Source organism: Acinetobacter sp. ANC 5054 (assembly GCF_002135295.1).
GTDB lineage: Bacteria > Pseudomonadota > Gammaproteobacteria > Pseudomonadales > Moraxellaceae > Acinetobacter.
Map to the genome: position 1 here is coordinate 100,714 of NZ_NEGG01000007.1, position 26,236 is coordinate 126,949.

General features: G+C 40.1%; 23 protein-coding genes and 2 pseudogenes. 11 read left to right on the plus strand and 14 right to left on the minus strand.

Annotated elements, in window-relative coordinates; translation table 11 throughout:
* Positions 1 to 10: 10 nt before the first annotated feature.
* A complete protein-coding gene (locus B9T33_RS08890; RefSeq protein ID WP_086178565.1) occupies positions 11 to 628 on the plus strand; it encodes an L-threonylcarbamoyladenylate synthase in 618 nt (205 codons plus the stop codon).
* A gap of 88 nt (positions 629 to 716) precedes the next feature.
* Positions 717 to 986, plus strand: coding sequence for a hypothetical protein (locus B9T33_RS08895; protein WP_086178566.1), 270 nt, complete (start codon positions 717 to 719; stop codon positions 984 to 986).
* A gap of 32 nt (positions 987 to 1,018) precedes the next feature.
* Here B9T33_RS08895 and B9T33_RS16660 read toward each other — a convergent pair whose 3' ends face one another.
* Positions 1,019 to 1,180, minus strand: a complete 162-nt coding sequence (locus B9T33_RS16660) for a GNAT family acetyltransferase (protein WP_322853479.1) — start codon at positions 1,178 to 1,180, stop codon at positions 1,019 to 1,021.
* Between the two features lie 79 nt (positions 1,181 to 1,259).
* Positions 1,260 to 1,742: a hypothetical protein gene (locus tag B9T33_RS08900; RefSeq protein WP_322853480.1), complete on the minus strand. Its 483-nt coding sequence runs from the start codon at positions 1,740 to 1,742 to the stop codon at positions 1,260 to 1,262.
* 305 nt (positions 1,743 to 2,047) lie between these two features.
* On the opposite strand from B9T33_RS08900, the gene B9T33_RS08905 reads away from it, so the two are divergent.
* The 3 genes and pseudogenes from B9T33_RS08905 to rluB all read left to right on the plus strand — a co-directional run.
* Complete coding sequence (locus B9T33_RS08905; protein ID WP_086178567.1) at positions 2,048 to 2,842, plus strand: segregation and condensation protein A; 795 nt, start codon at positions 2,048 to 2,050, stop codon at positions 2,840 to 2,842.
* On the plus strand, positions 2,839 to 3,429 hold the full coding sequence (gene scpB / locus B9T33_RS08910; RefSeq protein WP_086178568.1) for an SMC-Scp complex subunit ScpB: 591 nt from the start codon (positions 2,839 to 2,841) through the stop codon (positions 3,427 to 3,429). The genes B9T33_RS08905 and scpB overlap by 4 nt, the downstream gene beginning before the upstream one ends.
* Positions 3,430 to 3,470: 41 nt before the next feature.
* Positions 3,471 to 4,421 (plus strand): annotated as a pseudogene (gene rluB / locus B9T33_RS08915) (23S rRNA pseudouridine(2605) synthase RluB); the annotation flags it as partial.
* Positions 4,422 to 4,716: 295 nt separating this feature from the next.
* On the opposite strand, the gene B9T33_RS08920 reads toward rluB, so the two are convergent.
* Genes B9T33_RS08920 through B9T33_RS08945 form a run of 6 tightly spaced genes read right to left on the minus strand, consistent with a single transcriptional unit; the run spans position 4,717 to position 14,191 of the window.
* On the minus strand, positions 4,717 to 6,456 hold the full coding sequence (locus tag B9T33_RS08920; protein WP_086178570.1) for an ABC transporter ATP-binding protein: 1,740 nt from the start codon (positions 6,454 to 6,456) through the stop codon (positions 4,717 to 4,719).
* A gap of 13 nt (positions 6,457 to 6,469) precedes the next feature.
* Entirely contained in the window at positions 6,470 to 7,612 is a 1,143-nt protein-coding gene (locus B9T33_RS08925) for an ABC transporter permease (protein WP_086178571.1), read from the minus strand.
* A gap of 7 nt (positions 7,613 to 7,619) precedes the next feature.
* Positions 7,620 to 8,558 carry an ABC transporter permease gene (locus tag B9T33_RS08930; protein ID WP_086178572.1) on the minus strand — a complete coding sequence of 313 codons (939 nt, stop codon included), beginning with the start codon at positions 8,556 to 8,558 and terminating at the stop codon, positions 7,620 to 7,622.
* 10 nt (positions 8,559 to 8,568) lie between these two features.
* Complete coding sequence (locus B9T33_RS08935; protein WP_086178573.1) at positions 8,569 to 10,584, minus strand: M3 family metallopeptidase; 2,016 nt, start codon at positions 10,582 to 10,584, stop codon at positions 8,569 to 8,571.
* A gap of 24 nt (positions 10,585 to 10,608) precedes the next feature.
* Entirely contained in the window at positions 10,609 to 12,417 is a 1,809-nt protein-coding gene (locus B9T33_RS08940; protein ID WP_086178574.1) for an ABC transporter substrate-binding protein, read from the minus strand.
* Between the two features lie 16 nt (positions 12,418 to 12,433).
* Positions 12,434 to 14,191: an ABC transporter substrate-binding protein gene (locus B9T33_RS08945; protein ID WP_416202592.1), complete on the minus strand. Its 1,758-nt coding sequence runs from the start codon at positions 14,189 to 14,191 to the stop codon at positions 12,434 to 12,436.
* A gap of 776 nt (positions 14,192 to 14,967) precedes the next feature.
* On the opposite strand from B9T33_RS08945, the gene B9T33_RS08950 reads away from it, so the two are divergent.
* From B9T33_RS08950 to B9T33_RS08970, 5 genes are all read left to right on the plus strand, one after another.
* The gene (locus B9T33_RS08950) at positions 14,968 to 17,643 is read left to right on the plus strand and encodes a TonB-dependent receptor (protein WP_322853481.1); all 2,676 of its coding nucleotides are present in this window, start codon (positions 14,968 to 14,970) and stop codon (positions 17,641 to 17,643) included.
* 149 nt (positions 17,644 to 17,792) lie between these two features.
* Positions 17,793 to 18,500 (plus strand): energy transducer TonB, encoded by a 708-nt coding sequence (locus B9T33_RS08955; RefSeq protein ID WP_086178577.1) that lies wholly within the window; start codon positions 17,793 to 17,795, stop codon positions 18,498 to 18,500.
* A 28-nt stretch (positions 18,501 to 18,528) separates the two neighbouring features.
* Positions 18,529 to 19,410, plus strand: coding sequence for a MotA/TolQ/ExbB proton channel family protein (locus B9T33_RS08960; protein ID WP_086178578.1), 882 nt, complete (start codon positions 18,529 to 18,531; stop codon positions 19,408 to 19,410).
* Between the two features lie 14 nt (positions 19,411 to 19,424).
* The gene (locus tag B9T33_RS08965; protein WP_086178579.1) at positions 19,425 to 19,850 is read left to right on the plus strand and encodes an ExbD/TolR family protein; all 426 of its coding nucleotides are present in this window, start codon (positions 19,425 to 19,427) and stop codon (positions 19,848 to 19,850) included.
* An 18-nt stretch (positions 19,851 to 19,868) separates the two neighbouring features.
* A complete protein-coding gene (locus tag B9T33_RS08970; RefSeq protein WP_086178580.1) occupies positions 19,869 to 20,282 on the plus strand; it encodes an ExbD/TolR family protein in 414 nt (137 codons plus the stop codon).
* A gap of 60 nt (positions 20,283 to 20,342) precedes the next feature.
* Here B9T33_RS08970 and bioD read toward each other — a convergent pair whose 3' ends face one another.
* From bioD to B9T33_RS09000, 6 genes and pseudogenes are all read right to left on the minus strand, one after another.
* Complete coding sequence (gene bioD, locus B9T33_RS08975; protein WP_086178639.1) at positions 20,343 to 20,984, minus strand: dethiobiotin synthase; 642 nt, start codon at positions 20,982 to 20,984, stop codon at positions 20,343 to 20,345.
* Positions 20,981 to 21,754 carry a malonyl-ACP O-methyltransferase BioC gene (gene bioC, locus B9T33_RS08980; RefSeq protein WP_086178581.1) on the minus strand — a complete coding sequence of 258 codons (774 nt, stop codon included), beginning with the start codon at positions 21,752 to 21,754 and terminating at the stop codon, positions 20,981 to 20,983. Before bioC ends, bioD begins: the two co-directional genes overlap by 4 nt.
* A complete protein-coding gene (locus B9T33_RS08985) occupies positions 21,744 to 22,928 on the minus strand; it encodes an 8-amino-7-oxononanoate synthase (RefSeq protein ID WP_086178582.1) in 1,185 nt (394 codons plus the stop codon). Before B9T33_RS08985 ends, bioC begins: the two co-directional genes overlap by 11 nt.
* Positions 22,925 to 24,217, minus strand: coding sequence for an adenosylmethionine--8-amino-7-oxononanoate transaminase (bioA, locus tag B9T33_RS08990; RefSeq protein ID WP_171263610.1), 1,293 nt, complete (start codon positions 24,215 to 24,217; stop codon positions 22,925 to 22,927). Before bioA ends, B9T33_RS08985 begins: the two co-directional genes overlap by 4 nt.
* Positions 24,218 to 24,303: 86 nt before the next feature.
* Entirely contained in the window at positions 24,304 to 25,035 is a 732-nt protein-coding gene (locus tag B9T33_RS08995) for a hydrolase (RefSeq protein WP_086178584.1), read from the minus strand.
* A 128-nt stretch (positions 25,036 to 25,163) separates the two neighbouring features.
* Positions 25,164 to 25,486: pseudogene (locus B9T33_RS09000) on the minus strand (DUF6176 family protein).
* Between the two features lie 126 nt (positions 25,487 to 25,612).
* On the opposite strand from B9T33_RS09000, the gene B9T33_RS09005 reads away from it, so the two are divergent.
* A complete protein-coding gene (locus B9T33_RS09005; RefSeq protein ID WP_086178585.1) occupies positions 25,613 to 26,185 on the plus strand; it encodes a peroxiredoxin in 573 nt (190 codons plus the stop codon).
* Positions 26,186 to 26,236 lie beyond the last annotated feature (51 nt).

Consider the following 26,236-nt stretch of genomic DNA (forward strand, 5'->3'; position numbering starts at 1 on the left):
GGAATACGATATGTTGCATTTAAGAATACATCCGGAAAATCCTCAACCGCGCTTAATTACCCAAGCGGTCGAACGCATTCGTGCAGGTGATGTGGTGGTTTACCCAACCGATGCTGCGTATGCCATTGGCTGCCAAATTGGGAATAAAAATGCCATGGAGCGTATTGCTCAGATTCGTCAGCTTGATGCTAAACATCAATATGCCATCATTTGTGCTGACTTATCAGATATTGCCACTTATGCCAAAGTAGACAATGCAATGTATCGTCTGCTCAAAAATAATACCCCTGCGGTTACCACCTTTATTTTACCTGCGACCAGCGAAGTGCCACGTCGTTTAATGCATCCGAAAAAGAAAACCATTGGTTTGCGTATTCCAAGCAATCCGATTTGCCAGTTATTACTCAAAGAACTGGGTGAACCCCTACTAACTTCGACTCTGATCTTGCCTGGTCAACATGAACCGATTGATGATCCTTTTGAGATAGAACTTCAAATTGGCAAACGGATTGATGTACTGATCGATGGTGGTTTGGGTACTTTAAATACCACCAGCGTGGTGAATTTATCAGGTGATTACCCTGAAGTGATTCGTCGTGGTGTGGGTGATGTAAGTGCTTTTGAATAAAATCGCATCAGACACCAAACTTTTTTGTATTTAAGCTTTCTTATAAAAACTAATCAAATTGGTCTATGGAACTACTCGAGTCTGCCATATGAATTTGTTTCAGATTTTACTCAATCTCGATGATTTTCCTAATCATTACACCATATATGCAATGGAGCCTTGGACACTAGAGTCCGAGGCTCAAGTTGTACTAGAGCCATCAGAAGGTTTAATTCAACTCGCCTACAATAATGAAATATTTGAATATTTTTTAGAAATTACCTCAGCAAAAGCGTTGTTACTACAGCTTGGGTCGCAAAATCTATGCACCCAAGTTCAGTGTCAGCGCGTCATTGAATATGCTATTGCCAATTCTTAACTAACATTGAAACGAACAAACCACAGGTTTTATTAGGCTGAATAAAGTTGGATAAAATCTTTTAAATGAACTTTTTGCAGACCTTGCTGATCAAAGTTATCTGCTTTTAACCACGCTTCATAGGCTAAAGAAAGTGTTGACCATTCTTGATCCAACATCGCATACCAAGCAGTATCACGATTACGCCCTTTCACAATAACATGCTGACGAAATAGACCTTCATGTGTAAAACCAAAGCGTAATGCGGCTTTTTTTGAAGGCGCATTTAAATCATCACATTTCCACTCGACCCGTCGATAGCCTGCTGCAAAACAAGTACGTAGCAATAAATAAATAAATGGTTTCAGTCGCCGCAGTCGATTGTTTCATTGCTTGTGAAAAGTACACATTGCCAATTTCAATGACTGCATGTGTTGGTCGTATATTTAAAAGTCCAACCCACCCCACAAACTGTTCTCCCACTTGAATGGCATAATGGAACGCACCTGCAAAATGGAACGCATTTTGAAAATACGTGGTTAACTCTGCTTCATCTAGGATCGGAGGATAAGGTAAATATGTCCAGCAACGCGCATCGGGCTCTTGTTGAATGCTTTGCCAGAGACTCTGAATCATTTTTGGATCAATCTGTTCAGGATAAATTGGAATTAGTTGAACACTATGACCTTTCTCTACGTTGAACGGAAGCTGACACGCTTGGAAAGATTCAAGCAGTACGCCAACAGGTTGCGCAAATTTGTTCAGTATCGGTCTCATGATATTTTTCTTTTGAAAGTGTATAAATAGCTCTGCTAGAAAACATTAAAAAATATCAACATACAAGTCTTTTTATATATCCTCGTTATGTGATGCGAATCACATGTATAAAAGTGCAATGATCAAACGCACAAGTATTCCCTATTTATTTTAAGTTTTTTGAGCAATTCAACCTTTGAGCAATTTCTTTAAAGGCAATTTTCCATTACACTATTCCCTATAAACTTTGTGCTTTTACTTTCGATGCGAGATCGAAGTCGAAGCGGTCTGCATGCCTTTGAAAATTCGCGTGGCTTATAATTGCAATGAACCAAATTGTCCATAATTCTATGGAAGATGCTCCACACATTCGCGTTTTGGATGAGTGGCAACAAGCTATTCCAGATGATTTGTACATCCCACCTGCCGCATTTGAAATTCTATTAGAGCATTTCGAAGGACCACTCGACTTTCTAATTTATTTGATTCAAAAAAATGGCTTCGACTTATTACAAGTCGATATTGCACCCATCGCCGCTCAGTATCTGTCTTATATGGATGCCATGAAGTCACTCGATATTGAATTGACTGCGGACTATATGGTGATGGCAGCACTCCTTGCAGATTTAAAATCACGTTTATTATTACCAAAACCAAAATCGCTTTCTGCTACAGAGCAGGATCCGAAACAAGAATTAATTGACCGTTTAGAAACCTATTTACGTATTAAGCAAGCTGCTGAACGTTTAGGGCAAATGTCGGTACTTGATCGCGATACTTTTGAGACCAATGTCAGCCTTGGAACAATCATTGAAAGCAATGATGGCTATGACATAAACTTACTTCGCGATGCGATGTTCTGTGTGTTTAATCGCCCAGAACCTGTTACTCACCAAATTCAACAAGAGCCTGTTTTACTCGAAGAGCGTATTGCTTATATTGAAAGTATGCTTGAATCGGGTGAAATTTTAGATTTTTCCGACCTGCTCAAACCGAGCCAAGGTCATATGGGTGTTGTGGTCACATTTATGGCAATTTTAGAACTGACGCGTCAGCAAAAAGTTCAAATTGTGGCATCTGGTGTTGAAGCACCGCTTGCAATTCAGGGAGCACGTGCATGAATACCGAAGTAACTACGCCAACGACACCTACCGAAGATCTGCATGAAATTTTGATGCAGCTTGAAGCCATTATTTTTGCCAGTGAAACGGCTGTGAGTATTGCCCGTTTAAAAGAGGCTTTCCACGATCGTTTCACAAAAACTGAATTACGCCAATATTTGCAGCAATTGTCGATGCTGCAACATGGCAGATCAATTGAACTTGTTGAAACCGCTCAAGGTTTCCGTTTTCAAGTACGTGCAAAATATCGTAATATTATTGCACAAACATGGCCTGAGCGTCCGACGCGTTTATCGCCTTCCTTGCTCGAAACACTTTCTGTTATTGCTTACCATCAACCGGTAACCCGCGCAGACATTGAGCAAATTCGAGGAGTGACCAACAATAGTCAAATATTACGTACCTTATTTGACTGGAACTGGATTAAAGAATCTGGTTTTCGTGAACTCCCTGGACGCCCTGCGTTGTTAGTTACAACGCCTCAATTTTTAAATGCTTTTGGTCTAACCACTTTGGGCCAATTGCCTCCCCTGCAGGATGCCAAGGAAGCTTTTATGGCGCTCGATGCGAATGCACCGAAGTCATAAATAGGTGAACTGTTGATGATAATTTCTAAGGTTATGCTGTCATGAGTGAAAAATTGCAAAAGGTGCTTGCACGTGTTGGTTTGGGTTCTCGCCGTTATATGGAAGAAGTCATTGCCGCTGGTCGTGTAAGTGTCAATGGGCAAGTTGCCCAAGTGGGTGAACGTATTGAACCAGGTGATGAGCTTCGCATCGATGGTCGTAAAGTTCAATTCCAAATTGAAGACGAAATTCGTCGTCGTGTGTTGATTTACTATAAACCTGAAGGTGAAATTTGCTCACGCAACGACCCTGAAAACCGCCCAACTGTATTTGAACAGTTGCCACAAATTACTGGCGACCGTTGGGTCATGGTTGGTCGTCTTGACATTAACTCAACAGGTCTTTTGCTATTCACTAACGATGGTGAATTGGCTAACCGTTTAATGCACCCATCAAGCGAAATTGAGCGTGAATACGCAGTTCGTGTTATGGGTGAAGTGACACCTCAACTTAAAAACAACATGTTGAATGGTGTTGTTTTAGATGATGGTCCTGCAAAATTTGAATCATTCTCTGAAATTGGTGGTGATGGTATTAACCGTTGGTACCAAGTTGTCGTGAAAGAAGGTCGTAACCGTGAAGTTCGTCGTATTTTCGAATCTCAAGGTCTAAAAGTAAGTCGTCTATTACGTACCCGTTATGGTTCAGTGATTTTACCACGCGAACTTCGTACTGGTCGTTGGATTGAACTTGATAAACAAGACATCGACAACTTAACGAAATCTGTAGAGCTTAAACCACGTCAAGGTACAGGCTTATTTGGTATGGCAAAACGTCGTACTGAACGTATGCAAGACAAGCCTATGGCAGCACGTCGTGGTGGTTATTTGCGTCAACAACGTCGTGATAGTGATGAAAACCAAGCACCGCAAAACACAGGTTATCAAAACAACCGTGGCGAACGTCGCAGCGAAGGTTTCCAAGGTAATTCTGCGAATCGTGGCGAACGCCGCAGCGAAGGTTTCCAAGGCAATTCTGCGAACCGTGGTGAACGTCGTAGCGAAGGCTTCCAAGGCAATTCTGCAAACCGTGGCGATCGTCGTAATGACCGTTTCCAAGGCAACTCAGATAACCGTGGTGAGCGTCGTAATGATAACTTCGGTAATCGTGAACGTCGCAATGATTCTGTGCCTAGCCGTGCATTTAATGGAAATAACAAAGGCTTCAAGAAATTTTAATTTCATGCCAATAAAAAAACCGCTCTGATGAGCGGTTTTTTATGCTTTTGGTTTAGATGTGCACATACAATTAAGTGAAATGTTCGGTAGTTTGAGGAATCGCATTTAACAAGCGCTTTGTATAGTCATGCTGTGGTGATGCATACAACACATCAGAATTGGCAATTTCCACAATATCACCATGGTTCATTACCATAATTTGGTCAGAAATATATTTCACTACAGATAAATCATGCGAAATAAAAATATAGCTCAGTCCAAATTCATCCTGTAAATCCTGCAATAAATTCAATACTTGCGCTTGTACAGACACATCTAGTGCAGAGACAGATTCATCACAAATCAAAATTTCTGGCTTTAAAGTTAAACAGCGTGCAATCGCAATTCGTTGGCGCTGTCCCCCTGAAAATTCATGCGGATAACGATAAAACGATTGTGCAGGCAAACTCACACGTTCCAACAGATCAAATGCCATCTGCTCGCGTTCAGCATCATTTTGACCAATTTTATGTACCTGCATCGGTTCCATCAAAATCTGCCCGATGGTAAAGCGTGGATTCAATGATGCATAAGGGTTTTGGAAAATAATTTGGATTTTGCGTTGATACTGGGTAAATTCTTTGTCGCTCATGGCTAAAATATCTTTACCTTCAAACAGCGCCTGACCACTTGTCGCTTCTTGCAAACGCATGAGTAATAGTCCAATGGTGGTTTTACCCGAACCAGACTCCCCCACTAGACCAAGGGTTTTACCTTTAGCCAACTGAAAAGACACACTTTTTACAGCTTGATACTCCTCTTTCGAGAACAATCCTTTACGACTATAAAATGATTTTTTTAAATCTTTTACATCTAAAATAATGTCTTCATTTCCAGTCAGACCACGTGTACGTTGGCGCTTGGTTTCCTCTGTTAAGCGCACATCCTCGATCAGCTCATCACCATTTTGTCGCATAAAATCACTAATCATCGGCAACTTATAAGGACGTTCTGACATTTGCGGACGGCACTGTAATAAGGCACGTGTGTAGATATCTTTTGGATGTTCTAACACTTGTGTAACCAGGCCTTGCTCACGAATTTCACCACTACGCATGACGATCACTTGATCCGCAATTTCACTCACTAAAGCCAAATCATGGGTAATGAACAGCATCGACATTTCACGCTTTTTTTGCAGACTTTCGAGCAAATCTAAGATTTGCTTTTGTATTGTCACATCCAACGCTGTTGTGGGTTCATCGGCAATAAGAAGTTTAGGCTCACAAGCAATGGCCATCGCAATCATGACACGCTGTTGTTGACCACCCGACATTTGGCTTGGGTAGGCATCAATTTTTATTTCAGGGGCAGGAATACCCACTTCTTTTAACAATTCGAGTGTACGTGCGCGCGCTTGTTTACGTCCCATCCCTAAATGAATACGTAACACTTCAGAGATTTGATCGCCCACAGTAAAAACTGGATTCAATGAAGACATCGGTTCTTGGAAAATCATCGCAATGTCTTTACCGCAGATTTTGCGCATTTCTCGTGGAGATAAACTGAGTAAGTCTTTCCCCTCAAAAATAATTTTACTACTTGAATCAATTCGACTTTGTTCAGCAGGTAACAGCCCCATTGCAGCTAAAGAAGTTACGGATTTACCACTGCCTGACTCACCCACCAAAGCGACTGTCGTATTGGCAGGAATATCAAATGACACCCCTTTTACCGTTTCTATATAGGTTTTATTTTCTGCCTTAAAGCTCACTTTAAGATTTTGAACGCTAAGGAGCGTTGGTTGAACAGATTGATTGATCTCAGTCATTCCTCTACTCCTATTATTTCAATTTTGGATCTAATGCATCACGTAACGCATCTGTGAACATTGAAAATGCGGTGACTAATACAGCCATTGCAACGGATGCAGCAATCAGTTGCCACCATTTACCAAGGATTAACTCACTTTGTGCTTCGTTCAGCATACTGCCCCATGAAACCACACCGACAGGTACACCAAAGCCCAAGAAGCTTAAAATGACTTCAGACTTAATAAATGCCACAACCAAAATTGAAATTTGCACCAATGCAATATGACTGACATTTGGGAAAATATGCACAAAGATGCGTCTCAAATGGCTTACCCCAATTGCTTTTGCCGCAAGCACATATTCACGTGAGGTGTGCTTCATATATTCCGCACGAACCAACCGATACACACCTGTCCATCCAGTCAACCCTAAAATCAGCACAATCGACATAATGCCTTTTTGTTGTAGTACCGCAGCAATAGCAAGCACAAGTAGCAGATAAGGAATTGAAGTAAAAATGTTATAGAACCAGTTTAAGATATCATCGACCCAACCGCCAAAATATCCTGAAATTGCCCCTAAAATAGTCCCTATTACCACAGCTAAAACCGCAGCGACGACACCCACGATAATTGATGTTTCAGCACCTTTAATAGTTTTTTGCAGTACATCTTGCCCCCATTTATCTGCACCAAACGGGAGCGTTTGTTTTAACTCACTTTGCTGATCCAATAAATGTCCACCAAGCTGTTGATCAATGGCTTTCATATCTTCAGCAAGTGGGTCGGTTACACCATAATAATCAATGGCAGCTGTTGCTCCCTGTTCTGCCGCAATCTCAGCATTTAATTCTTGGATTACATCTTTTAATGGATCGACCGGATTTTCAGGCAGCGCCAAAGATTCAGCGGCTGCTTTTTGTTCGGTAGAAACTTCCGTTTTATCTGTGCCCATGAAAGTCGGTGGCGCATAACTCACCGCTACTTCTTTATTCCAATTGGAAGCCACCAACCCTGACATGGACAGGATTAACACCACGAAATAACACAGCACCACAAAGAGCGATACCATCGCGATGCGGTCTGCTTTGAGACGGCGCATTGCCAACTTCCATAGCCCAGTTGACGTCGGTTTTTTGGTCGCTGCTGTTTTATTGATTAATGTTTCTTGCATAGACCACCTACTTCAACTGTACGCGTGGATCGACGAGTTTATAAATCAAATCCGCGATTAAGTTAAAAATCATGGTTGCCGCTGCAACATAGACCGTAATGGCTTTAATCACTGGGAAATCGCTTCGTTCAACAGCAATAATCACTTCACGACCAATACCCGGAATACCAAAGAAACGCTCAATCAGGAATGCACCAATCAATAATGCTGGTAGGCTCGACATGACGTCAGTAATAATTGGAATTGAAGCATTACGCAAAACATGGACACCCAGAATCCGGCTTTCACCCACACCTTTAGCACGTGCTGTACGCACATAGTCTTGATTGACTTCATCTAAGACAAAGCTGCGGTATAAGCGCAGTGTTGGCGCAATACTCACCACCAACATGATTAAAATTGGCAGCAGTCCATATTTAAATAAGTTTTCACTAAATTGATCACTCCAACCTTGTACTGGAAACCAACTCAGTTGATATGCAAAAACATATTGGAAGACAATGATATAAACCAAAATGCTGATCGACATACCAATCGTACACAACATCATAATCATGCGATCAGTCAGCGTGCCACGCACAGAAGCAACAGCCAGAGCCAAACCAATTGAAATGATTGTCTGTAAAATGGTCAGTGGGATCAAAATCGTGAGCGATGGACCAAGTCTAGTCATAATAATCTCAGAGACTGACTCGCCCGTACTCCAACTTAGTCCGTAGTCGAAGGTTAATATTTGTTTGATAAAAATCCACAATTGAACGTAATACGGCTGGTCCACACCCAATTGTTGACGAATATTTTCAATTTGCTCTGGGTTCGACATTTTGCCTGCCAAAATATATGCAGGATCACCACCCACCCAGTTAAACAGGAAGAATATGAGCAGAACGACCCCGAGCATCGTCGGGATCATCTGCCATATACGCCGTATAATATATGCCAGCATAAAGACCTACCTACTTAACACGTTGACCGGTAATTTCGTCGAAAAATGCTTTATTGTCAGGTTTACGACCTAAGAAATCATGCACCAATTTTTCAGCTTCATATTGACCACCTTGTGCCAAAATACTTTGACGGTAGCGCTGCCCAACTTCTGGGTTGTTTAAGTGATCGCCAAAAGCTGACAACATATCGAGTGCCATAACTTCAGACCACATATAACCGTAATAACCAACTTGGTATCCGCCCATAATGTGGTTGAATTGCCCAGGGAATTCAGTTGTTGGTACATAACCTAATGCAGTTTCGCCTTCCATTTTTTTCCATACATCTAGCGGTTGAACACTTAATGCATCGGATGAATGTAGTGCCATATCATATTTTGCATATAGCGTTTGGCGTGCATAGTGCAAACCACGACCATAGCTATGTACCGCATTTAATTTGGCAATAAGCGCATCATCTACACGTGGACAATCTGGTTTGCAGTAATTTGCAAGTGTCGATAGTGTTTCTTTACGACGCGCCCACTCTTCATACATTTGAGAAGGTGCTTCAACAAAATCGCGCTCGACTGAAGTACCTGATTGCGATGCATAACGGGTATGCGACAAAATGCCATGCAATGCATGCCCGAACTCATGAACAAAAGTTTCAAGCTCGTCACTGTTTAAACCTTTACGGTTAAAGTTCGTCACCAAAGCTGAAATAGGCTTACGACCTGTGAGTGTGCTTCCGCCTTTCACACCCCATACGGCAGCATGACCATATTTGCCTTTACGTGGGAATTTATCGATATATAAACCACCCAGTAATTCGCCTGTTTTCTTATCAGTTACATCGTAATATTCAACTTCATCCTGCCAAACATCCACTTTTGCAGGTTTAAAATCAATACCGTAAAGGTCTGATGAAATGGCAAATAACCATTCTTGAGAGGCTTGGGTTGGGAAATAATCACGTAATTTTTCTTGATCGATTTGATATTTTTCTTTACGTAATTTTTCGCTCCAATAGCTTTCACTCCAGCGATTTATTTCAGCTTTTTCTACTGGAATATTTAAGGTTTTGGCCTTGAATTCACGTAAGGTTTGTACTTCCTTTTTCTCTAAAGGTGCAACGGTATCGTATACTTCTCCAAGGAATTTATTTACCGTTTCAGGGTCTTTCGCCATACGATGTTGCAGCACCCATTCTGCATAGCTTTTCTTGTCAAATAATTGTGCAATTTCATAACGCAAATCCATTGCTTGCTTTAACAAGCTTAGATTTTTTTCTGTACCACGACGTGTGAAAGCGATTTGATAGCGTTTGCGTGCAGCATCATTTTCCGCAAGTTCCATAAATGGGCGGTATTCAGGATACTCAAATCCAAGTAAATAATTGCCTTTTTCATTTTTCTTTAAGCCTGAAATATAGCTTTCAGGTAATCCTTTAAGTTCCGCAGGCGTAAATTCTAGTTTTTCGGTGTTATCACGTACATTACGAGCATATTCTTGCTCAATTTTCGTAAGTTCATCAAAAATGGCTTTTAAACGTGCCCGTTTTTCTGGCGTAAATTGCACACCCGTATTTTCAAATCCATCTAAAATGTCTTGACGCATTTTTTTATCAATATCGTCATTGGTTTTTAGCTTTTTAATTTGTTCGTATAATTTAGGATTTTGAAAAACTGAAGTTTGGAATTCGCTGATTTTAATTTCACAGTCTTCAGCAGCTTTACGTAATGCTTCATCTGGATCGACATTACTATACAGTCCAATCGGCCCATAGAAATCTTCAAACTTGGCAAAAATTTGATCCCACTCTGCAAGTACTGGCGCAGCTTTGGCATTTTTCTTAATGGATTTTTTTTCAAATGCATTTAGCTCAGTCTGCACTTGTTGAATTTTAGCATCACACAGCGCAGGAATATCTTGAGCTTTAAACTTTGGCAAAGTACTACGTGTCGAGTCTTCTGCTTGAGCAATTTGACTTCCCCCCATCATGAGCATAGTCAGTGTCGTCAATTTTAATGCTTGGTTTTTCATAATTTCTCCAGTTTTTATTCCATTTTATTTCTTTGGGTCTATATCGATATACATCCATTCAGCAGCCAAAATCGGATGCTTCTTATAACCAATCACACGCGGTTGTGATAACACTGTTCGATAACGGGCATAGTTCACCTGTACGGGCATATATACTTCTAAAATGCGCGACATTTTTCGATATAGAGCATCACGTTCAGGGCCGGGTTTCATTCGCTGAGTTTGTTCATACAAACGGTCATACTCAGGAATTTTTGAACAACCATTGTTCGTAACATTAATATTTTTGCCATAAAACAACTGCATGAAATTATCCGCATCTGGATAGTCAGCAATCCATGCCGATGCTTTAAACATGGTTTTACATTGTTTCTCTGCTTTTAACGCTTCAGCGAATGGCATCGACTTAGTCGTCATCTTAATTTTGATGCTATCTAAGGTTTTCTTCCAAAACTCTGCACTTTGTTGTGAACGTGCTGTATTGCCCGAGAGTGTTAATTCAATCGTTAAAGGTTTACCATTCGGCAGCGTCCGCCAGCCATCCGCACCGACATTGTATTTATAACGATCAAGTAATAAATTTGCAGCTTTTACGGAGTAAGGAATACTGCTTTTATAATTAGGGTCATAACCTGCAACACCCATTGGAATCGGACTTTGCAGTTTCTGTGCATCACCATTCATTAATATTTTGATTTGATTATCTGCGGAATACGCCATCGCCATTGCACGACGCAAGGCAATTTTTTCCTTACTAAAACCACCCACAATGGGGTTTTGCATGTTCCAGTAATGATAATCAAGCGATGGATCTGCGATGCGCGACATTTGAATGCCCTTTTTCGCTAATTCAGGCTTTAGTGCACCATCTTTTAAGGCTTGTACCGATAAATCACCGTCCAATACCAAAAGATCCGCCTCATCTTTGACAAAACTTAGCCAGCGAGATTGTGACTCTTCCATCACTTGAATGTCGACCACGCCCACTTGTGGCATATTTTTGCCTTTCATTGCATCGACAATTTTTTGGTCTTCAGCAGAAGATGGCTTAAAGTCCCAAACAAAACCACGGTAATTTGGATTGGCTTTAAGCACAATACGTGAGCCCGGAGTCCAGCGGGTTAAAATGTAGGGTCCTGTACCAATCGGCCTTCCCATGACAAAACCTGCTTTATCGCGATATTTTTCAATCACCTCGCGAGCCATAGCAGAAGCCGGTTGGTGTGCAAGGAGCATTGGAAAGTTTTGATCTGGAGCAGTTAAACGAAGTACCAAGGTATAACGGTCAGGTGTTTGAATGCCAGCAATATGAGCATCGTAATTGAATTTTCCAGTTTTTTTTGCTTGCTCAAGAACAGCATCCATACCCAAAATTCGACCATCTAACAACCAACTATTCGGTGAACGTAAGCTCGGATCGAGTAAACGCTTAAACGAATAAGCATAATCTGCTGCGGTTAACTCTCTTTTCTTGCCCTTAAAAACAGGATCATCAGCAAAATAAATGCCTTTTTGTACTTTGATGGTATAAGTCAAACCATCAGCACTGACCTCAGGCAAAGCTGCCGCAGTTTTTGGTACAAGTTTGGCCGGTGAGGCTAAATAGTCATAGGTATACAAGGTTTCAAAAATAGATGTATTGACATGTGCTGAATACAAATCATGCACGCCTACAGGGTCGAAACCAGTTTCCGCAACAGGGAATATATAACGTAGAACTTTGTTCGGATCTGCTGGGTTTTTGGCATATACATAATTTGCTGAAAGTAACATTCCCCCCAACACAAAAGCCGCACCAAATTTCTTTAAACAATGATTCTGTTTTTGTTTCATGATGATCCCAAATCAATTATTTTTTGCTTGGTTGTATATCCAAATATTGCCAAGCCGTATTCATCATAGGATGTGTTTTATAACCCTGAATTTCAGGATGAATGAGCCAATTACGTATCCGTGTTGAATGCAATATCCAAGGATTATCAGCCTCAATTTGACGATTCATTTTTTCATAAAAAACTTCACGATCTTTCGGTTGCAACACGATCGCCTGCTTATACAAATTGTCATAAGCTTTCGATTGATAACAACTTAAATTCCCCTGACCTGAATTTGGGCCATAAAGTAATTGAGCAAAATTTTCACCTTCTGGATAATCTGCAATCCATGCGCCACCCCACATCATGTATTTACATTGCATCGCTTCTTTAAGGTTGTCTGCAAAGTTACTGACCTTAAACTCAACCCGCACCCCAATGGCATCTAAATTCTTTTTCCATAGTTCTGACTGTATCACTGATTTTGAACTATTTTCTGTATTGATTTTTAAAGTTAAGGGTTTTCCATTAGGCAGATTTCGATAGCCATCCGCACCTTTTTTATAACCAAAACGATCGAGTAATTTGTTGGCTAAAAGCGGGTTATAACCGATACTGCTACGATATTTTGGGTCAAAACCACTCACCCCTTCTGGAAGCAGCATTTCTGCTTTAACGGCTTGACCTTGATAAAGCTGTTTGATTGACTCCGCTTGGTTATACGACATACTAATTGCACGGCGTAGGGCAATTTTATCTAGGCTAAATCCACCCACAGTTGGATCTTGCATGTTAAACATCGTGTAGGTAATTTCGGCATCTTTGTTTGGGTAGAGTTTAATGCCCTGTTTTAGCAAATCAGGCTTGAGCCTATTGCCGTCTAAGGCTTGCGTTACTGCATTTGAGGTTAATTTATCAAAGTTCAACTGACCTGTTTTAAATGCAAGCCATCTAGACTGTTCCTCCTCAATAATACTGACCGACACCTTGCCAATTTGTGGCATCTGCTTACCGTTCATTTCTTTAACCAATTGGTTGTCCCATGCAGTGCCAGTAGACTTAAAGTTCCAAACAAATCCACGATAGTTCGGGTTTGCTGTCAATTCAATTTTACTGCGTGGAACATATTTACTGAGTTGATACGGACCAGTGCCAACAGGATGCTGCGCAAGTTTTGTGCCATAAAAGTCAACAACTTCTTTGGCAATTGCACCAAAAGTGACATAGGCGAGGATGTATTGGAAGTTATAGTCAGGACGCGTGAGTGTAATTTGCAAGGTATAGGGATCAAGTGCTTTTAAGCCTGCAATCGGTGCATTGTAGTCAAATTTGCCCGTTTTCTTTGCTTGGGCAACCGACTCATCTCCCCCTATGATTTTTCCATCAATAAATGAATAGGTCGGTGAACGGTTGGCAGGATCTAAAATTCTTTGAATTGCAAAAATATAGTCTTGTGCGACCAATTCACGCTTTTTGCCCTTAAACGCGGCATCATTTGAATAATAAATGCCTCGCTTAATTTTGAAAGTATAGACTTTGCCCTCTTGCTCAATTTTAGGCATGGCTTCCACTGTGTTTGGTACCAATACTACTGGACGTGCGAGATAATCATATTTCAGTAAGGGTTCAAAAATTGCTTCTGCAATATTGCCACTATAATAATTATAGGTTTTGACCATATCAAAACCATCATCTGGCGCTTCAAAAGCAATATTTAAAACTTTATTGGTTTGAGCCGAAGCCTGTAATTCTGTAAACACCCCAGTAGATATAAATAATGCGATGGCAGTAATTTTAAGTTTATCAGTTTTCAAATTTATACCTTTATGTTGATTTTAGATAATACAAATCCATAAACAGACTTTATATAAAGCTGCCATTATTAAACTTAATAATTTAAATTTTAAACTGTGTATTAAACCAAGGCTTAAAACAGTTTAATGAATATAAGCGAATTTCATGCCACTTCTCCATGTTTGAAACTTATCTGAATTAAATATCCATTTAAATTCATTTTTTAAGATAAATTTATACTAATGTATTCTTTATTGCTGAACCTTCTTTTGATCAAAAGTTCAATTTCTTATCCTTCACACTTCGCGTGTGATTTGCACAAATATAATACACTCCTGACTCATATTGGATCACCCCTAGCAAAAAAATATGTAAAATAACGACTAACATATTGTTTTTATTATTAATAAATATTTTTTAATTACATATTTAATCAAACTGATAACACAAAAAATTAGGAACTGGTTGGCAATTTTAATTATTTACACCAAATAAATTCATGTTAATTTTCAATTTTATTGAACAAACAATAAAAAAATACAAAAAATCATTAATTTGAATAAAATTTTAAAAAAAAATAAAAAAAAACTTGCCGTTCATCTTAAATTACTCCACTTTAAACTCATTAATGAACATATTTATCAGTATTTTATATTTAAAAATTATCATTAGATATAAATCTGGCACTTGAATTGCTTAAACCAAATCAAGCAATATCGCTAACTACAACAAAAAGGAATACTTTTACTATGAAAGAGAAAAAAATGCTAAATCTGTGGGGGGCACAACGTTTGGCAAAACTATACTTAAATTAAGTACTCTTAGTTTAAGTATGCTGTGTTTATCATTAGCGCATGCAGCTGAACAAAATGATGAAGAACCCGAAAAAGTAACTAAAGTAACTGTTACTGGCTCGTCAATTAAAGGGGTTTCAGCACAAAGTTCTTCACCTATTACCGTAATCAAAGTTGAAGAATTAACCAAACAAGGGGTAACAACAACAGAAGAAGCACTGATAAAAATTAGTGCTAACCAAGCGGGTTACAGTACTGCTCAAAACGTTGGTGCAAGTAATACTTCTGGTTCAACAGCAAACCTTCGTGGTTTAGGTCCCGATAAAACTTTGGTGCTTTTGAACGGACGTCGCCTTGCTTATAGTCCATTTAGTACATCGGAAACAAACCTAAATACCATTCCACTGGCGATGGTTGAACGCATTGAAGTTCTACGCGATGGTGCTTCGGCAATTTATGGTGCAGACGCTATTGCAGGTGTAATTAACTTCATCACCAAAAAACAATACCAAGGCGCTGGTATTAGTGGTGGTTTATCTAAACCAGAAGATAAAGGTGGAGAAGAATATGACGTCTCTATTTTTGGTGGTTTTGGCGATTTAGATGAACAAGGTTTCAACGTATACGGTGCAATTGACTATCGTAAAGCCAAAGAAATTATGGCTAAAGACCGTAAAGTAAGTCGCCGTGGTGGTCTACTACCTGAACTCGGCATCGATGCTAGTTCAGCAAATGGTTTCCCTGCTAACTTCTATGACCCTAATGGCGGTCCATTAGATGAAGATGGCGTTCGTGAAGGCGTTCTCGCAAACCCATATGGCGGCGCTGCAAACTGTAGCAACTTAACCAATGTCGTTGAAGATGGTGGTTTATGCTTCTTAAATACTCAGGCACTGATTGGTATTCAGCCTGAAACAGAAGATCTTTCTGCCATTGGTCGTGCAACGATTAAATTAAGTGATAGTTTCAATGCCATTGGTGAATACGTATACGCAAAAAATAAAGTAACAACATCTGTTGCCCCAGACGTCTATAGCCGTTCAGTCACTATTCCAAAGTCTAGTCAATATTATCCAGGCGAAGGTATTACCCCTGGTGTAGATGGTCTAAGTGGAGAGCCTTTGGAACTGTATTTACGCTCCCAAGCGGGTAACCGTGTTTCACAATCCATTAATGAATCGCATCGTATTTTTGCCGGTCTTGAAGGTGAAGCTTATGGTTGGGATATGAATGGTGGTGTGACTTATGCAAAAGGTAAGGCATCTGATAGTTTTGTTAGTGGTTACTTAAACCGTGATCAACTTCAAGCAGGTTTAGATGATGGAACCATTAACCCATTTGGACCTTCAGCTGATAATGGTGTTTGGTCTGCACTGAATGTAAGTGGCACAACCAATGAAGCAACACTTGATTCAACCACATTTGACTTTACCGTAAGTCGTCCGATTTATACCTTACCCGCAGGTGATGTAGGCTTTGCATTTGGCGGAAGTTTCACTACACAAGACTGGGAAGCAAAAGTTAATTCAGAACTTGTTCGCTTAGTGCCAGGTAGCGGGATTGACCCTGATAAACCACTGAGTAAAGGTGATCGTGACATTTCAGCGGCCTTTGCAGAACTACAAATCCCAATTACCAAAACCATTGAAGCGCAGCTCGCAGCCCGTTATGACGACTATAGTGATTTCGGTGACACCTTTAACCCGAAAGTGGGTCTCCGCTGGGAACCAATTAAACAGTTAATGTTCCGTAGTACCTATAGCACCGGCTTCCGTGCGCCAAGTCTTTGGGAAATTAACGCTCAACAAAGCAAAACCTATACAGGGGCAAAATATAATGACCCTGTACTTTGCTCAGGCGGTACACCAACATCTCCTCAATATCAAACTGAATGTAATACTCAGTTCTACCGTATGTATGGTGGTAACCCCGACCTTCAACCAGAAGAATCAAAAACTTTTACCGCTGGCTTTGTTTACGAACCAATGAAAAACTTAGTTTTAGCTATTGATTATTACAACATTGAAGTTGAAAAATTAATTGGCGAAGTGGGTGAAACTTCAATTTTTGAAGACCCTGAAAAGTATGCGTCTTTATTCGTACGTGGTGCCGATGGTCGTATTGATTACATCAATACCACTCTAATGAATACAGGGGGCATTAAAACTCAAGGTATTGATATCAGCTTAGATTATTTATCTCCAATAACTGCTACAGGCCGTTTTGGCTTCGGGATTAATGGTACATATGTCATCAAAAATGACTACCAAGAAGAAATAGGCGGTGAGTGGGAAGGTTTAGTGGGTGTATATGACGACCCTGCTGTTTTACGTTGGAAACACACAGCGAACCTTAACTGGAGTTATGAAAACTGGAAAATGATTTTTGAACAACAGTTCTTCCGTGGTTATGACGACCAAAACCAAATTGGTGAAGCACAGTTCGACAAACATCGTGTTCCTGACTACACCCTTTATAACATCGCAACAACTTACAGTGGATTTAAAAACTTAGAGCTTACTGGTGGTATCAAAAATATTTTTGCTGAAGAACCTGCAGCATCGAACGTTTTAGATAACTTCCAATATGGCTATGACCCACGTTATAGCGATCCGACTGGTCGTACATTCTATGTACGCGGTACGTACAAGTTCTAAAACCACAGTTTGCCAATACGATTACAGCGTTAATCGTATTGGCATTGCTAAATCAATTAATTAGTCAAACATAAAAAAATGCAAAAAACACTTATATATCAAGTGCCGATTTCACTATTGATTGTTTGTCTCAAATTTCAGGAGTTGTAATGGGCAAAAGCTTTTCCGAATTAGAAAATAATTCCGGCAAACGCCTGATCGGAATTGGGGCAGTCATTCTTCTGCATCTCATTGTGCTCTACGGATTAATCACAGGACTTTCCAAGAAAGGTGAGAAAACTGTAGAAGAACCTGTTGAATTAATCATTATTCAAGACAAGAAACCTGAGCCAGAAAAACCGAAACCAATTGAAAAACCACCTGAAGTACCAAAAATGGTGAAGGAAGTATTAAAAACGCCAGAACAGAAACCTGTCGAAAAAGTGGTGCAAAAAACGGTAACAACCACAACGACTCAAACGGTAAAAGCAGTTTCTACACAAACGCCTACTGCTTCACCATCGCCAAGTCCTGTCGCATCTCCAACGCCTACTCCTGCACCAGCGCCTGCTCCTGAACCACCTCCAAAACCTGCAGGTGAAACCCGAGGTGCATCTAAAGGAAGTGTTGGTTGTAAGGAACCTGCTTACCCCCGTGAAGCAGAAATGGCTGAAGAAACTGGCACAGTACGTATTTCTGTATTGGTAGGTGCCGATGGTAATGCCAAAGAAGTAAAGGTTAAAAAATCCACTGGTACTAAGTCTTTAGACAAGTCCGCGAGTAAAGCATATAGCTTGTGTACATTTAAACCTGCATTAAAAAATGGCGAACCTGTCGACGATTGGGTTGATATTGAATACACATTTAAACTTGATTAATGAATCTATAAAAATTTGGAGAATATGAATGAATAAAATGATGAAATCTGCGCGTATTTTTGCATCAGCAACTGTTTTAGCAACAAGTACATTACTCCCGCTTCAATCTGTATTTGCTGAAGAATCTGCAACACCACCAAGTATGGTAAAAGTTGAAATCAGTGACGATAAAATTCAAATTACCGATGATGGAACACATACCCCGCCCCCAATGCCTACTGCAACGAAAGAAGTACATAATCCTTATGGTTTAGAAGCTTTATGGCGCGAAGGTGACATTGTCGCTAAATCTACACTGTTCATTTTAGTACTTATGTCGATTGGTACGTGGTACATCATGATCACCAAGTTCATTCAACAAGCAAAAATTAAGCGTCAAGGTAAAGAAGCTGAAGCTAAATTTTGGGAGTCATCTACAATTGATAATGCGGCTGAAACGCTAGATGAATCGAGTGCATACCGCTTTATTGCAGAAAAAGGGATTAACTCAACCAAGAAACATGGCGGTAATTTACTTGAACGTATTGACTTCAATACATGGGTAACGATTTCAATTCAGCGCGCCATCGATAAAATTCAAAGCCATTTGAGTGGTGGTTTAGCTTTTCTAGCAACTGTAGGTTCAACTGCACCATTTGTGGGTTTATTCGGTACAGTTTGGGGTATTTACCATGCCTTAACAGCCATTGGTATTTCAGGTCAGGCGTCTATTGATAAAGTAGCAGGTCCTGTTGGTGAAGCCTTAATTATGACTGCAATTGGTTTAGCGGTCGCTGTACCTGCAGTATTGGGCTACAACTGGTTAACACGTCGCAATAAAGCAGTTTTAGACAATGTACGTACTTTTGGTTCTGATTTACATACGGTTTTACTCAGCGGTGAAATCAAAAATAATAACGACACCAAATAAGTGAGGCATGCGCCATGGGAATGATGATCAATTCAGATGGTGACGAAGACGATGTAATTTCAGCCATTAACACGACACCTTTGGTTGATATTATGTTGGTACTGTTGATTATCTTTTTAATCACGGTCCCCGTTGCAATCCATACGGTTCCGGTGAAGTTGCCTGAGGAAAAAAATACCCCTTATGAAACCAAACCGATCAATATTCAAATTGCCGTAAATAAAAATGGTGATATTTTCTGGAATGAAAAATATATTGCCGACAAAAACACACTGATCAGTCGCTTACAAGTAGAAGCGAAAAAACGCCCACAACCAGAAGTGCATATTCGAGGTGATCAGGTCACTAAATATGAAGCGATTGATGAAGTGATTAGTGCAACTCAAGCAGCAGGTATAGGCAAAATTGCTTTTGTCACAACACCTGTTGCGGCACAATAATCGGAAGAGGAACAACTTATGGGAATGAATGTCGGTTCCGATAAAGACGATGACGTAATGTTAGACGTCAATATGACACCCTTGATTGATGTCATGCTGGTTTTGTTGATCATGTTTATTATCACGATCCCCATTCCAAATAACTCGATCAATATTGATTTACCAAATGGTGCTCCACCACCAACCAATGAAAAACCACCTGAGCCCATCACCTTAAAAATTGATGCGCAAGGAAAGTTATTTTGGAATGATCAACCTGTTGCTAACAAACAAGCTTTAGAAAGTTTATTTGCTGGTGTTTCACAAAAATCGGATCAAAATACGATTAAAGTGCAACCTGACAAAATGACCGAATATAAAGATGTTGCAATGGTGATGGCTGCAGCTCAACGCTTAAACGTGAAAAAAATTGGTGTTTCAGCAAATAATTAAGCCTTAAAATGAAACGACTGAATAGTTGTCTATTCAGTCGTTTTTTTATGTCTACCATATTTAAATCACTGGAATATCCCACCAAGCAGCTTCTGGAAAATGCTGTCTTAGATAATTTTTCAGATATTCTGCTGTATCTTTTGAAATTAATTCGTCCTGTGATTCATCCTTTAAATTATACGCGAGCGCATGTAAGTTCAAACCACGCTGTTTCAATGCTTCTAGACTTAAAATCGTATGGTTAATACTGCCCAAACGACCTGAAGTAACCAAGATCACAGGAAATTTTTTCTGAGCAACATAATCAATCGTGAGTAATTCGGTCGTCAAAGGCACCATCAAGCCACCTGCACCTTCGAGTAAAACCACATCATATTTTTCAGTCAATTGCTGTGTTGCATCTTCGATTTTTTGAAAATCAATTTCACGACCATCAATTTTTGTCGCTAAATGTGGAGAGGCTGGATAGCTGAAAATTTCCGGCATCGTAAGTTTGCTTTCATCTTCAGGAAACCACCCCATTCCCATGATTTCACGGTGCTGTTCGATATCTTCTGAAATATCCACATTGCCCGTTTGGATTAACTTTTGCGTAATGGTTTTTTGACCTTGCTCATTCCACGTTTTGGCCAAATATCCTGTGGTATAGGTTTTTCCAATCCCTGTATCAATGCCACTAACGAAGTAAATTTGAGCCATTATTTTTTCCTTACAATGCATAGAATGGGATGATACGTCAGTGGATATGCAGGCTGGTCTGAATGAGGACAAGCCATGAACTGCGCATAATCTAGATAAAACTGCTGTAAGCTTGATTTAGTCCAACGATGCTGCCCTGTTGCAGTCACCCCAGTTTCTTTTAAATGTTGCAATACGTCACGTGGATGATCGAAATGCATTTGCTGCACTTCATTTTTCATCATGACGATTTCAAAACCCTGTTCTAGTAAATAGCGTTGCAGTATATGAATCTCTAAATAATCCAGACCACAGCCCGTGAGTTGTTTAATTTCACGTAAATTTTCAGGACCAAAACTGCTAAATACTAAAAAACCCTTGGGCTTTAAAGAACTATTTATTTTTTTCAGCAATGCTGGCAAGTCGGTCATCCACTGAAATACGGAACTCGACATGACCAAATCTAAATTTTGTGGTATTTCCAGTTGTTCAATATCACCTATCCAAGGCTGAACCTGAGTGTTCTCAAGTGACATTGCGTAATTGAATTCGGCACTCTCTGCATAAAGATCATTTAAATACAGCACATCGACCTGATTCAATTTCAGAACTTCGCGTGTAAAACTCCCTGTTCCACAGCCAATTTCTAATACCTTATTCCAGTGTTTTTGTGCAATAAATTGCTGCATAGACTGAGCCAATTCAACGCAAACCTGCTTCTGAATTAAGGCTTGTTGTTCATATGTTGAACTTGCTTTGGCAAAGCGCTTTTTGATTTTGGCTTTATCTAACATGACTCAACCTTGCAAGATGTTGTTCTAGCTGTTTAATCTCTTCCAAATCTACTTTTGCAGTCAGTGAAATCCGTAAACGTGCACTATGCTGCGGCACAGTTGGCGGTCGGACAGGCATGATATAAAAACCAGCGGCTTGTAATGCTTTGGCTTTTTCAACTGTTTGTGCCGAATCTCCAATGATCACGGGGACAATATGTGAGCTTGATGGACAATCGAAACCGAGTGTTTGGACGCTTTGCTGTAAATGCTGACTGATGTGGGTCAGATGCTTACGCTCAGTTTGCATGTGAAGCACTTTATAGAAAATAAAATGAGTCCATGCCATACAGTTGGGTGGTTGAGCAGTACTAAAGATGAGGGGACGCATCGTGTTGATCAAATAATCCCGTATGACTGAATGGCAAATCAGATAGCCACCAATCGATGCCAGCGCCTTACCAAAAGTACCAACCAAGAAATCAATTTCATCAATGACGGCGTATTGTTCTGCACAGCCCAAACCCTGTTCACCTCGCACACCAATTGCATGCGCTTCATCCACATACAGCATCACTTTTGAAAATTGTTTTTTTATTTGCACCAAAGCCGCTAAATCAGTTTCATCTCCATCCATACTAAAAATGGATTCAGTCACCACAATGATCCGCTCAAAAGCACGATCATCATGATATTTTTCTAAGAGTTGACTCAGATGACTTTGATCATTATGCCGATAACGCACATATTTGGCAGTCGATAATCGGATGCCATCAATCATACTGGCGTGCACCAACTTATCTGCCAATATCAGTGTTTTACTGTCTGCCAGTGCAGGTAAAATCCCAACATTCATATGATAGCCACTGTTAAATAACAAGGCAGCCCGACCCTGAAAAGCTTGGCTTAAACTGGCTTCAAGTTGCTCATATTCAGGAAAATTACCTGTTAATAAACGTGAAGAAGATGAGCTCATCCAACGCTGGGCATTCGGTGTTTCATCAAAAAATTGTTCACGCAGACTCGTTTCAGATGCCAGACCCAAATAATCATTTGAGGCTAAGTTAAGCATGCGCTGTTGATTGATAGTGATAAAGCGATCTTGCTGAAAATTTTGACTAAATTGACGCAAATTTCCTTGTTGTTTTAACTGATCTAATTGGCTAGAAAAATGCTCAAGCAAATGCTGACTCATGCTGTTTGCTCCAATTGTTCAACCACTTCGACCAATTGCTCTAACAAGGTTTTTAGTTCTAACTCGGAAATGATATAAGGCGGCATGACATAAACCAATTTGCCAAATGGTCGTATCCAAATTCCACGGCTTACAAATTCTTGCTGCAGGCGTTGCATATCGACATTAAATGTCAATTCGACCACACCAATCGCCCCTAACACGCGTACATCATTTACATGTGCCAACGTTTTTAATGCGGATAATGCATGGTCTAACTGCTGCTCAATGCGCGAAATGTTGGCCTGCCAATCTTGTGCCAATAAAAGCTGTGTGCTTTTCAGGGCAACTGCACAAGCCAAAGGATTGGCCATAAACGTTGGCCCGTGCATAAACACACCTGCTTCACCTTGACTTATTATTTCTGCAATTTGCGTTGTCGCCAATGTGGCAGACAAGGTCATATAGCCCCCTGTCAAGGCTTTGCCAATACACATTATATCGGGTTCTACACCAGCCCACTCCCAAGCAAACAACTTCCCTGTACGACCAAATCCTGTGGCAATTTCATCAAAAATCAAAAGGACTTGATATTTTTCACAGAGCAATTTGGCTTGACGCAAATATTCAGGATGATAAAAGCGCATGCCTCCCGCACCTTGCACAATCGGCTCTAAAATAAGGCCTGCGATTTGCGTATGCTGCGTAGCCAATGTCTGTTCAAGCACAGCAATATCGCTCTGATCCCACGCCTCATAAAAGCCGATTTGTGGTGCTGGAACAAAAATACGATTTGGCAAACTTGAGCCAAAAATTTGATGCATCCCTGTTACAGGATCACAGACCGACATGGCGTTCCAAGTATCGCCATGATAGCCAGAACGCGGGGTCACGAAATTAGTTTTATTCTTTTGACCACTAGCAGCCCAATACTGCACCGCCATTTTCAACGCCACTTCAACAGCGACTGAACCTGAATCTGCATAAAAAATTTTATCTAAACTGGGTGGGGTAATTTCGAGTAATAATTTGCCGAGTTGAATCGCAGGATCATGGGTCAATCCACCAAACATAATATGCGACATATTTTGCAGCTGATCATTTACGGCTTGATTCAATTCGGGATGGTTATAGCCATGTATTGCACACCACCATGAAGACATACCGTCAATCAGCTGACGCCCATCTTCCAGTTCAATTGTCGCCCCATAGGCCTTTTTAACCTTAAAGGTTGGTAGCGGCTGTGTCATGGAGGTATAAGGATGCCAAAGGTGCTGCTGATCAAATTGCAGATCGGTTAATTCTGTCATCCCTAACTCCATGTAGAAGGTTGTTCACATCAATGTGCACGATGTTAAACCTGCTGGAATTAAAAATAAATTGCGATATAGACCAGCTACACAGAGATTTGTTCAAGTTTGTTTAAATATTGGCAGATTTTGCAACTTATTGCTTCAGCATCAAATAAAGGAAAGCCATGCGAGCCTAAAACCAAATCCGTTTCTAAAAACTTTACGCCGAAATCTCGAAGTATTCGTTCAACTTTGTAACTAACTAAATAATCTTGTTTTGCAAACAGATGTAACTGATGACCTGAATATTGTTTTAAGATATCTACATTATTTAATTTCTCCAAACAGTCTAAACCAGTACGGAGCACATCTAAACTTTGAGCTTGGATTAAACTTTGTAAAGTTAAGAAATCCTGTTTAGTTGTTGTTATTCCCTGACAAACCATATAGCCAAACTTTTTTAAGGTCGAAATAGCGTCTTGCTGAAAGGACTGCTTGAAGTGTTGAAAGCTCACTTGATCCATTGCCGCTGACCATGTTTCATTTGCCACAAAACAGGGATTTGAACCCAGTGTGATTAATATTTTATTTTCTTGATATTGCTGAAAAATTTGATCGGCCAAAATCGTGGCAAGTTGCCCACCTAAAGACCAACCAATAATGACATCGACCTTTTGAGCCATTTCAACATACTTTTGCAAAGTGTTCTGATCTAAAGCATTAAAAATATTAATCAGTTCAACCTGATGCCCTTGCTCTATCAAAGCCATTTGTAAGGGTTGCAAAAGTTTTGTCCCACCACCCCAACCAGTGATCAGTAAAATACGTTGATTCAAGCCTTATTCCAAAAATCTAATTTTTCTTCATCAGTATAACGATCTTGATACATCTTTATCTTAAAAAACTCAGTATCGATATATTCCATCGCTTAATCATTCGATACACAGAAAAATCCACCATCGCATTAATTATTATTTTCTAAGTCTAGCAACAAGCTCGCAGGATAAACCTTGAGCCAATTTTTTTTAAACTGCTTATGCACTTGATCTATTGGATACTGGCTTTCCCGACCAATCTGCTGTGCCCTTGCAATATCTTCGGCACGCATATAGGCAATCAAATAATCCTGACCTGCAAGTTCGACATAAAACCACGACTCTACAAAAACGCCTTCCGCCTTAAGGTTTCAATCGCTTCATCTTTACGTAAATTCAGTTCTTGCTTCCAAGCTGCTACATTTTCCTTCGCGTCTGATTTGAGTTGAATCAATACTGCGCCAACATCCATATTTTTCTACTGATTTAAGCTGATAAATTGATCTTAAGCTGAATCAACTCAGTTTCAAAATTCACCCACCTTTATTTTCAATTTATCTGCTACGATCAATAGGGTTTCCGATAAAAAGTGCATACCATGAAAATACCTAAAATGCTCCATACCAGTTTATTTGTCATTGCGAGTTTGAGTGCATTTAGCTTCACTGCACATGCAGAAAATACAATTTTCAGTAAATCCCAAAACGATCAAAAGCAATGGGTTGGCAGAACAGCGCCAGCTTTTAAACTACAAGATCAAAATGGCAAATGGCATGAACTGAAACAATATCAAGGGAAATGGCTGGTTCTATATTTTTATCCCAAAGACAACTCACCTGGCTGTACACAAGAAGCCAATCAATTCAAAGCCCTCTACCCTAATTTTTTAAAATCCAATGCAGTCATTTTGGGCGCAAGTTTAGACGATGTAGCCTCACACCAAGCATTTTCTAAAAAACTAGATCTTCCCTTTCCTATCTTGGCCGATAGCAAACACCAACTGGCGAACCAATTGGGCATCGTCCGCAACTTAGGTATTGTGAAAATTGCCAAACGGGAAAGTTTTCTCATTGATCCGCAAGGGATCATTGTTTATCACTACAGCAGTGTCGATACCCAAAGTCACGCAGCTCAAGTCTTGGCAGATATTCAAAAATTAAATAAAAAATAAATGCGCATATACGTCCTCATTCAACTAGATAAAAAAAAGCCTTTGGAACCG

Bases quoted from the DNA above. Each gene is read 5' to 3' on its own strand.
- B9T33_RS08960 (WP_086178578.1), top strand. From the start codon at position 18,529: ATGAATAAAATGATGAAATCTGCGCGTATTTTTGCATCAGCAACTGTT.
- B9T33_RS08930 (WP_086178572.1), bottom strand. From the start codon at position 8,558: ATGCTGGCATATATTATACGGCGTATATGGCAGATGATCCCGACGATG.
- bioA (WP_171263610.1), bottom strand. From the start codon at position 24,217: ATGACAGAATTAACCGATCTGCAATTTGATCAGCAGCACCTTTGGCAT.
- B9T33_RS08900 (WP_322853480.1), bottom strand. From the start codon at position 1,742: ATGAGACCGATACTGAACAAATTTGCGCAACCTGTTGGCGTACTGCTT.
- B9T33_RS08935 (WP_086178573.1), bottom strand. From the start codon at position 10,584: ATGAAAAACCAAGCATTAAAATTGACGACACTGACTATGCTCATGATG.
- B9T33_RS08940 (WP_086178574.1), bottom strand. From the start codon at position 12,417: ATGAAACAAAAACAGAATCATTGTTTAAAGAAATTTGGTGCGGCTTTT.
- B9T33_RS08905 (WP_086178567.1), top strand. From the start codon at position 2,048: ATGAACCAAATTGTCCATAATTCTATGGAAGATGCTCCACACATTCGC.
- B9T33_RS09005 (WP_086178585.1), top strand. From the start codon at position 25,613: ATGAAAATACCTAAAATGCTCCATACCAGTTTATTTGTCATTGCGAGT.
- B9T33_RS08965 (WP_086178579.1), top strand. From the start codon at position 19,425: ATGGGAATGATGATCAATTCAGATGGTGACGAAGACGATGTAATTTCA.
- B9T33_RS08890 (WP_086178565.1), top strand. From the start codon at position 11: ATGTTGCATTTAAGAATACATCCGGAAAATCCTCAACCGCGCTTAATT.
- bioC (WP_086178581.1), bottom strand. From the start codon at position 21,754: ATGTTAGATAAAGCCAAAATCAAAAAGCGCTTTGCCAAAGCAAGTTCA.
- scpB (WP_086178568.1), top strand. From the start codon at position 2,839: ATGAATACCGAAGTAACTACGCCAACGACACCTACCGAAGATCTGCAT.
- B9T33_RS08970 (WP_086178580.1), top strand. From the start codon at position 19,869: ATGGGAATGAATGTCGGTTCCGATAAAGACGATGACGTAATGTTAGAC.
- B9T33_RS08895 (WP_086178566.1), top strand. From the start codon at position 717: ATGAATTTGTTTCAGATTTTACTCAATCTCGATGATTTTCCTAATCAT.
- B9T33_RS08985 (WP_086178582.1), bottom strand. From the start codon at position 22,928: ATGAGTCAGCATTTGCTTGAGCATTTTTCTAGCCAATTAGATCAGTTA.
- B9T33_RS08920 (WP_086178570.1), bottom strand. From the start codon at position 6,456: ATGACTGAGATCAATCAATCTGTTCAACCAACGCTCCTTAGCGTTCAA.
- B9T33_RS08955 (WP_086178577.1), top strand. From the start codon at position 17,793: ATGGGCAAAAGCTTTTCCGAATTAGAAAATAATTCCGGCAAACGCCTG.
- B9T33_RS08925 (WP_086178571.1), bottom strand. From the start codon at position 7,612: ATGCAAGAAACATTAATCAATAAAACAGCAGCGACCAAAAAACCGACG.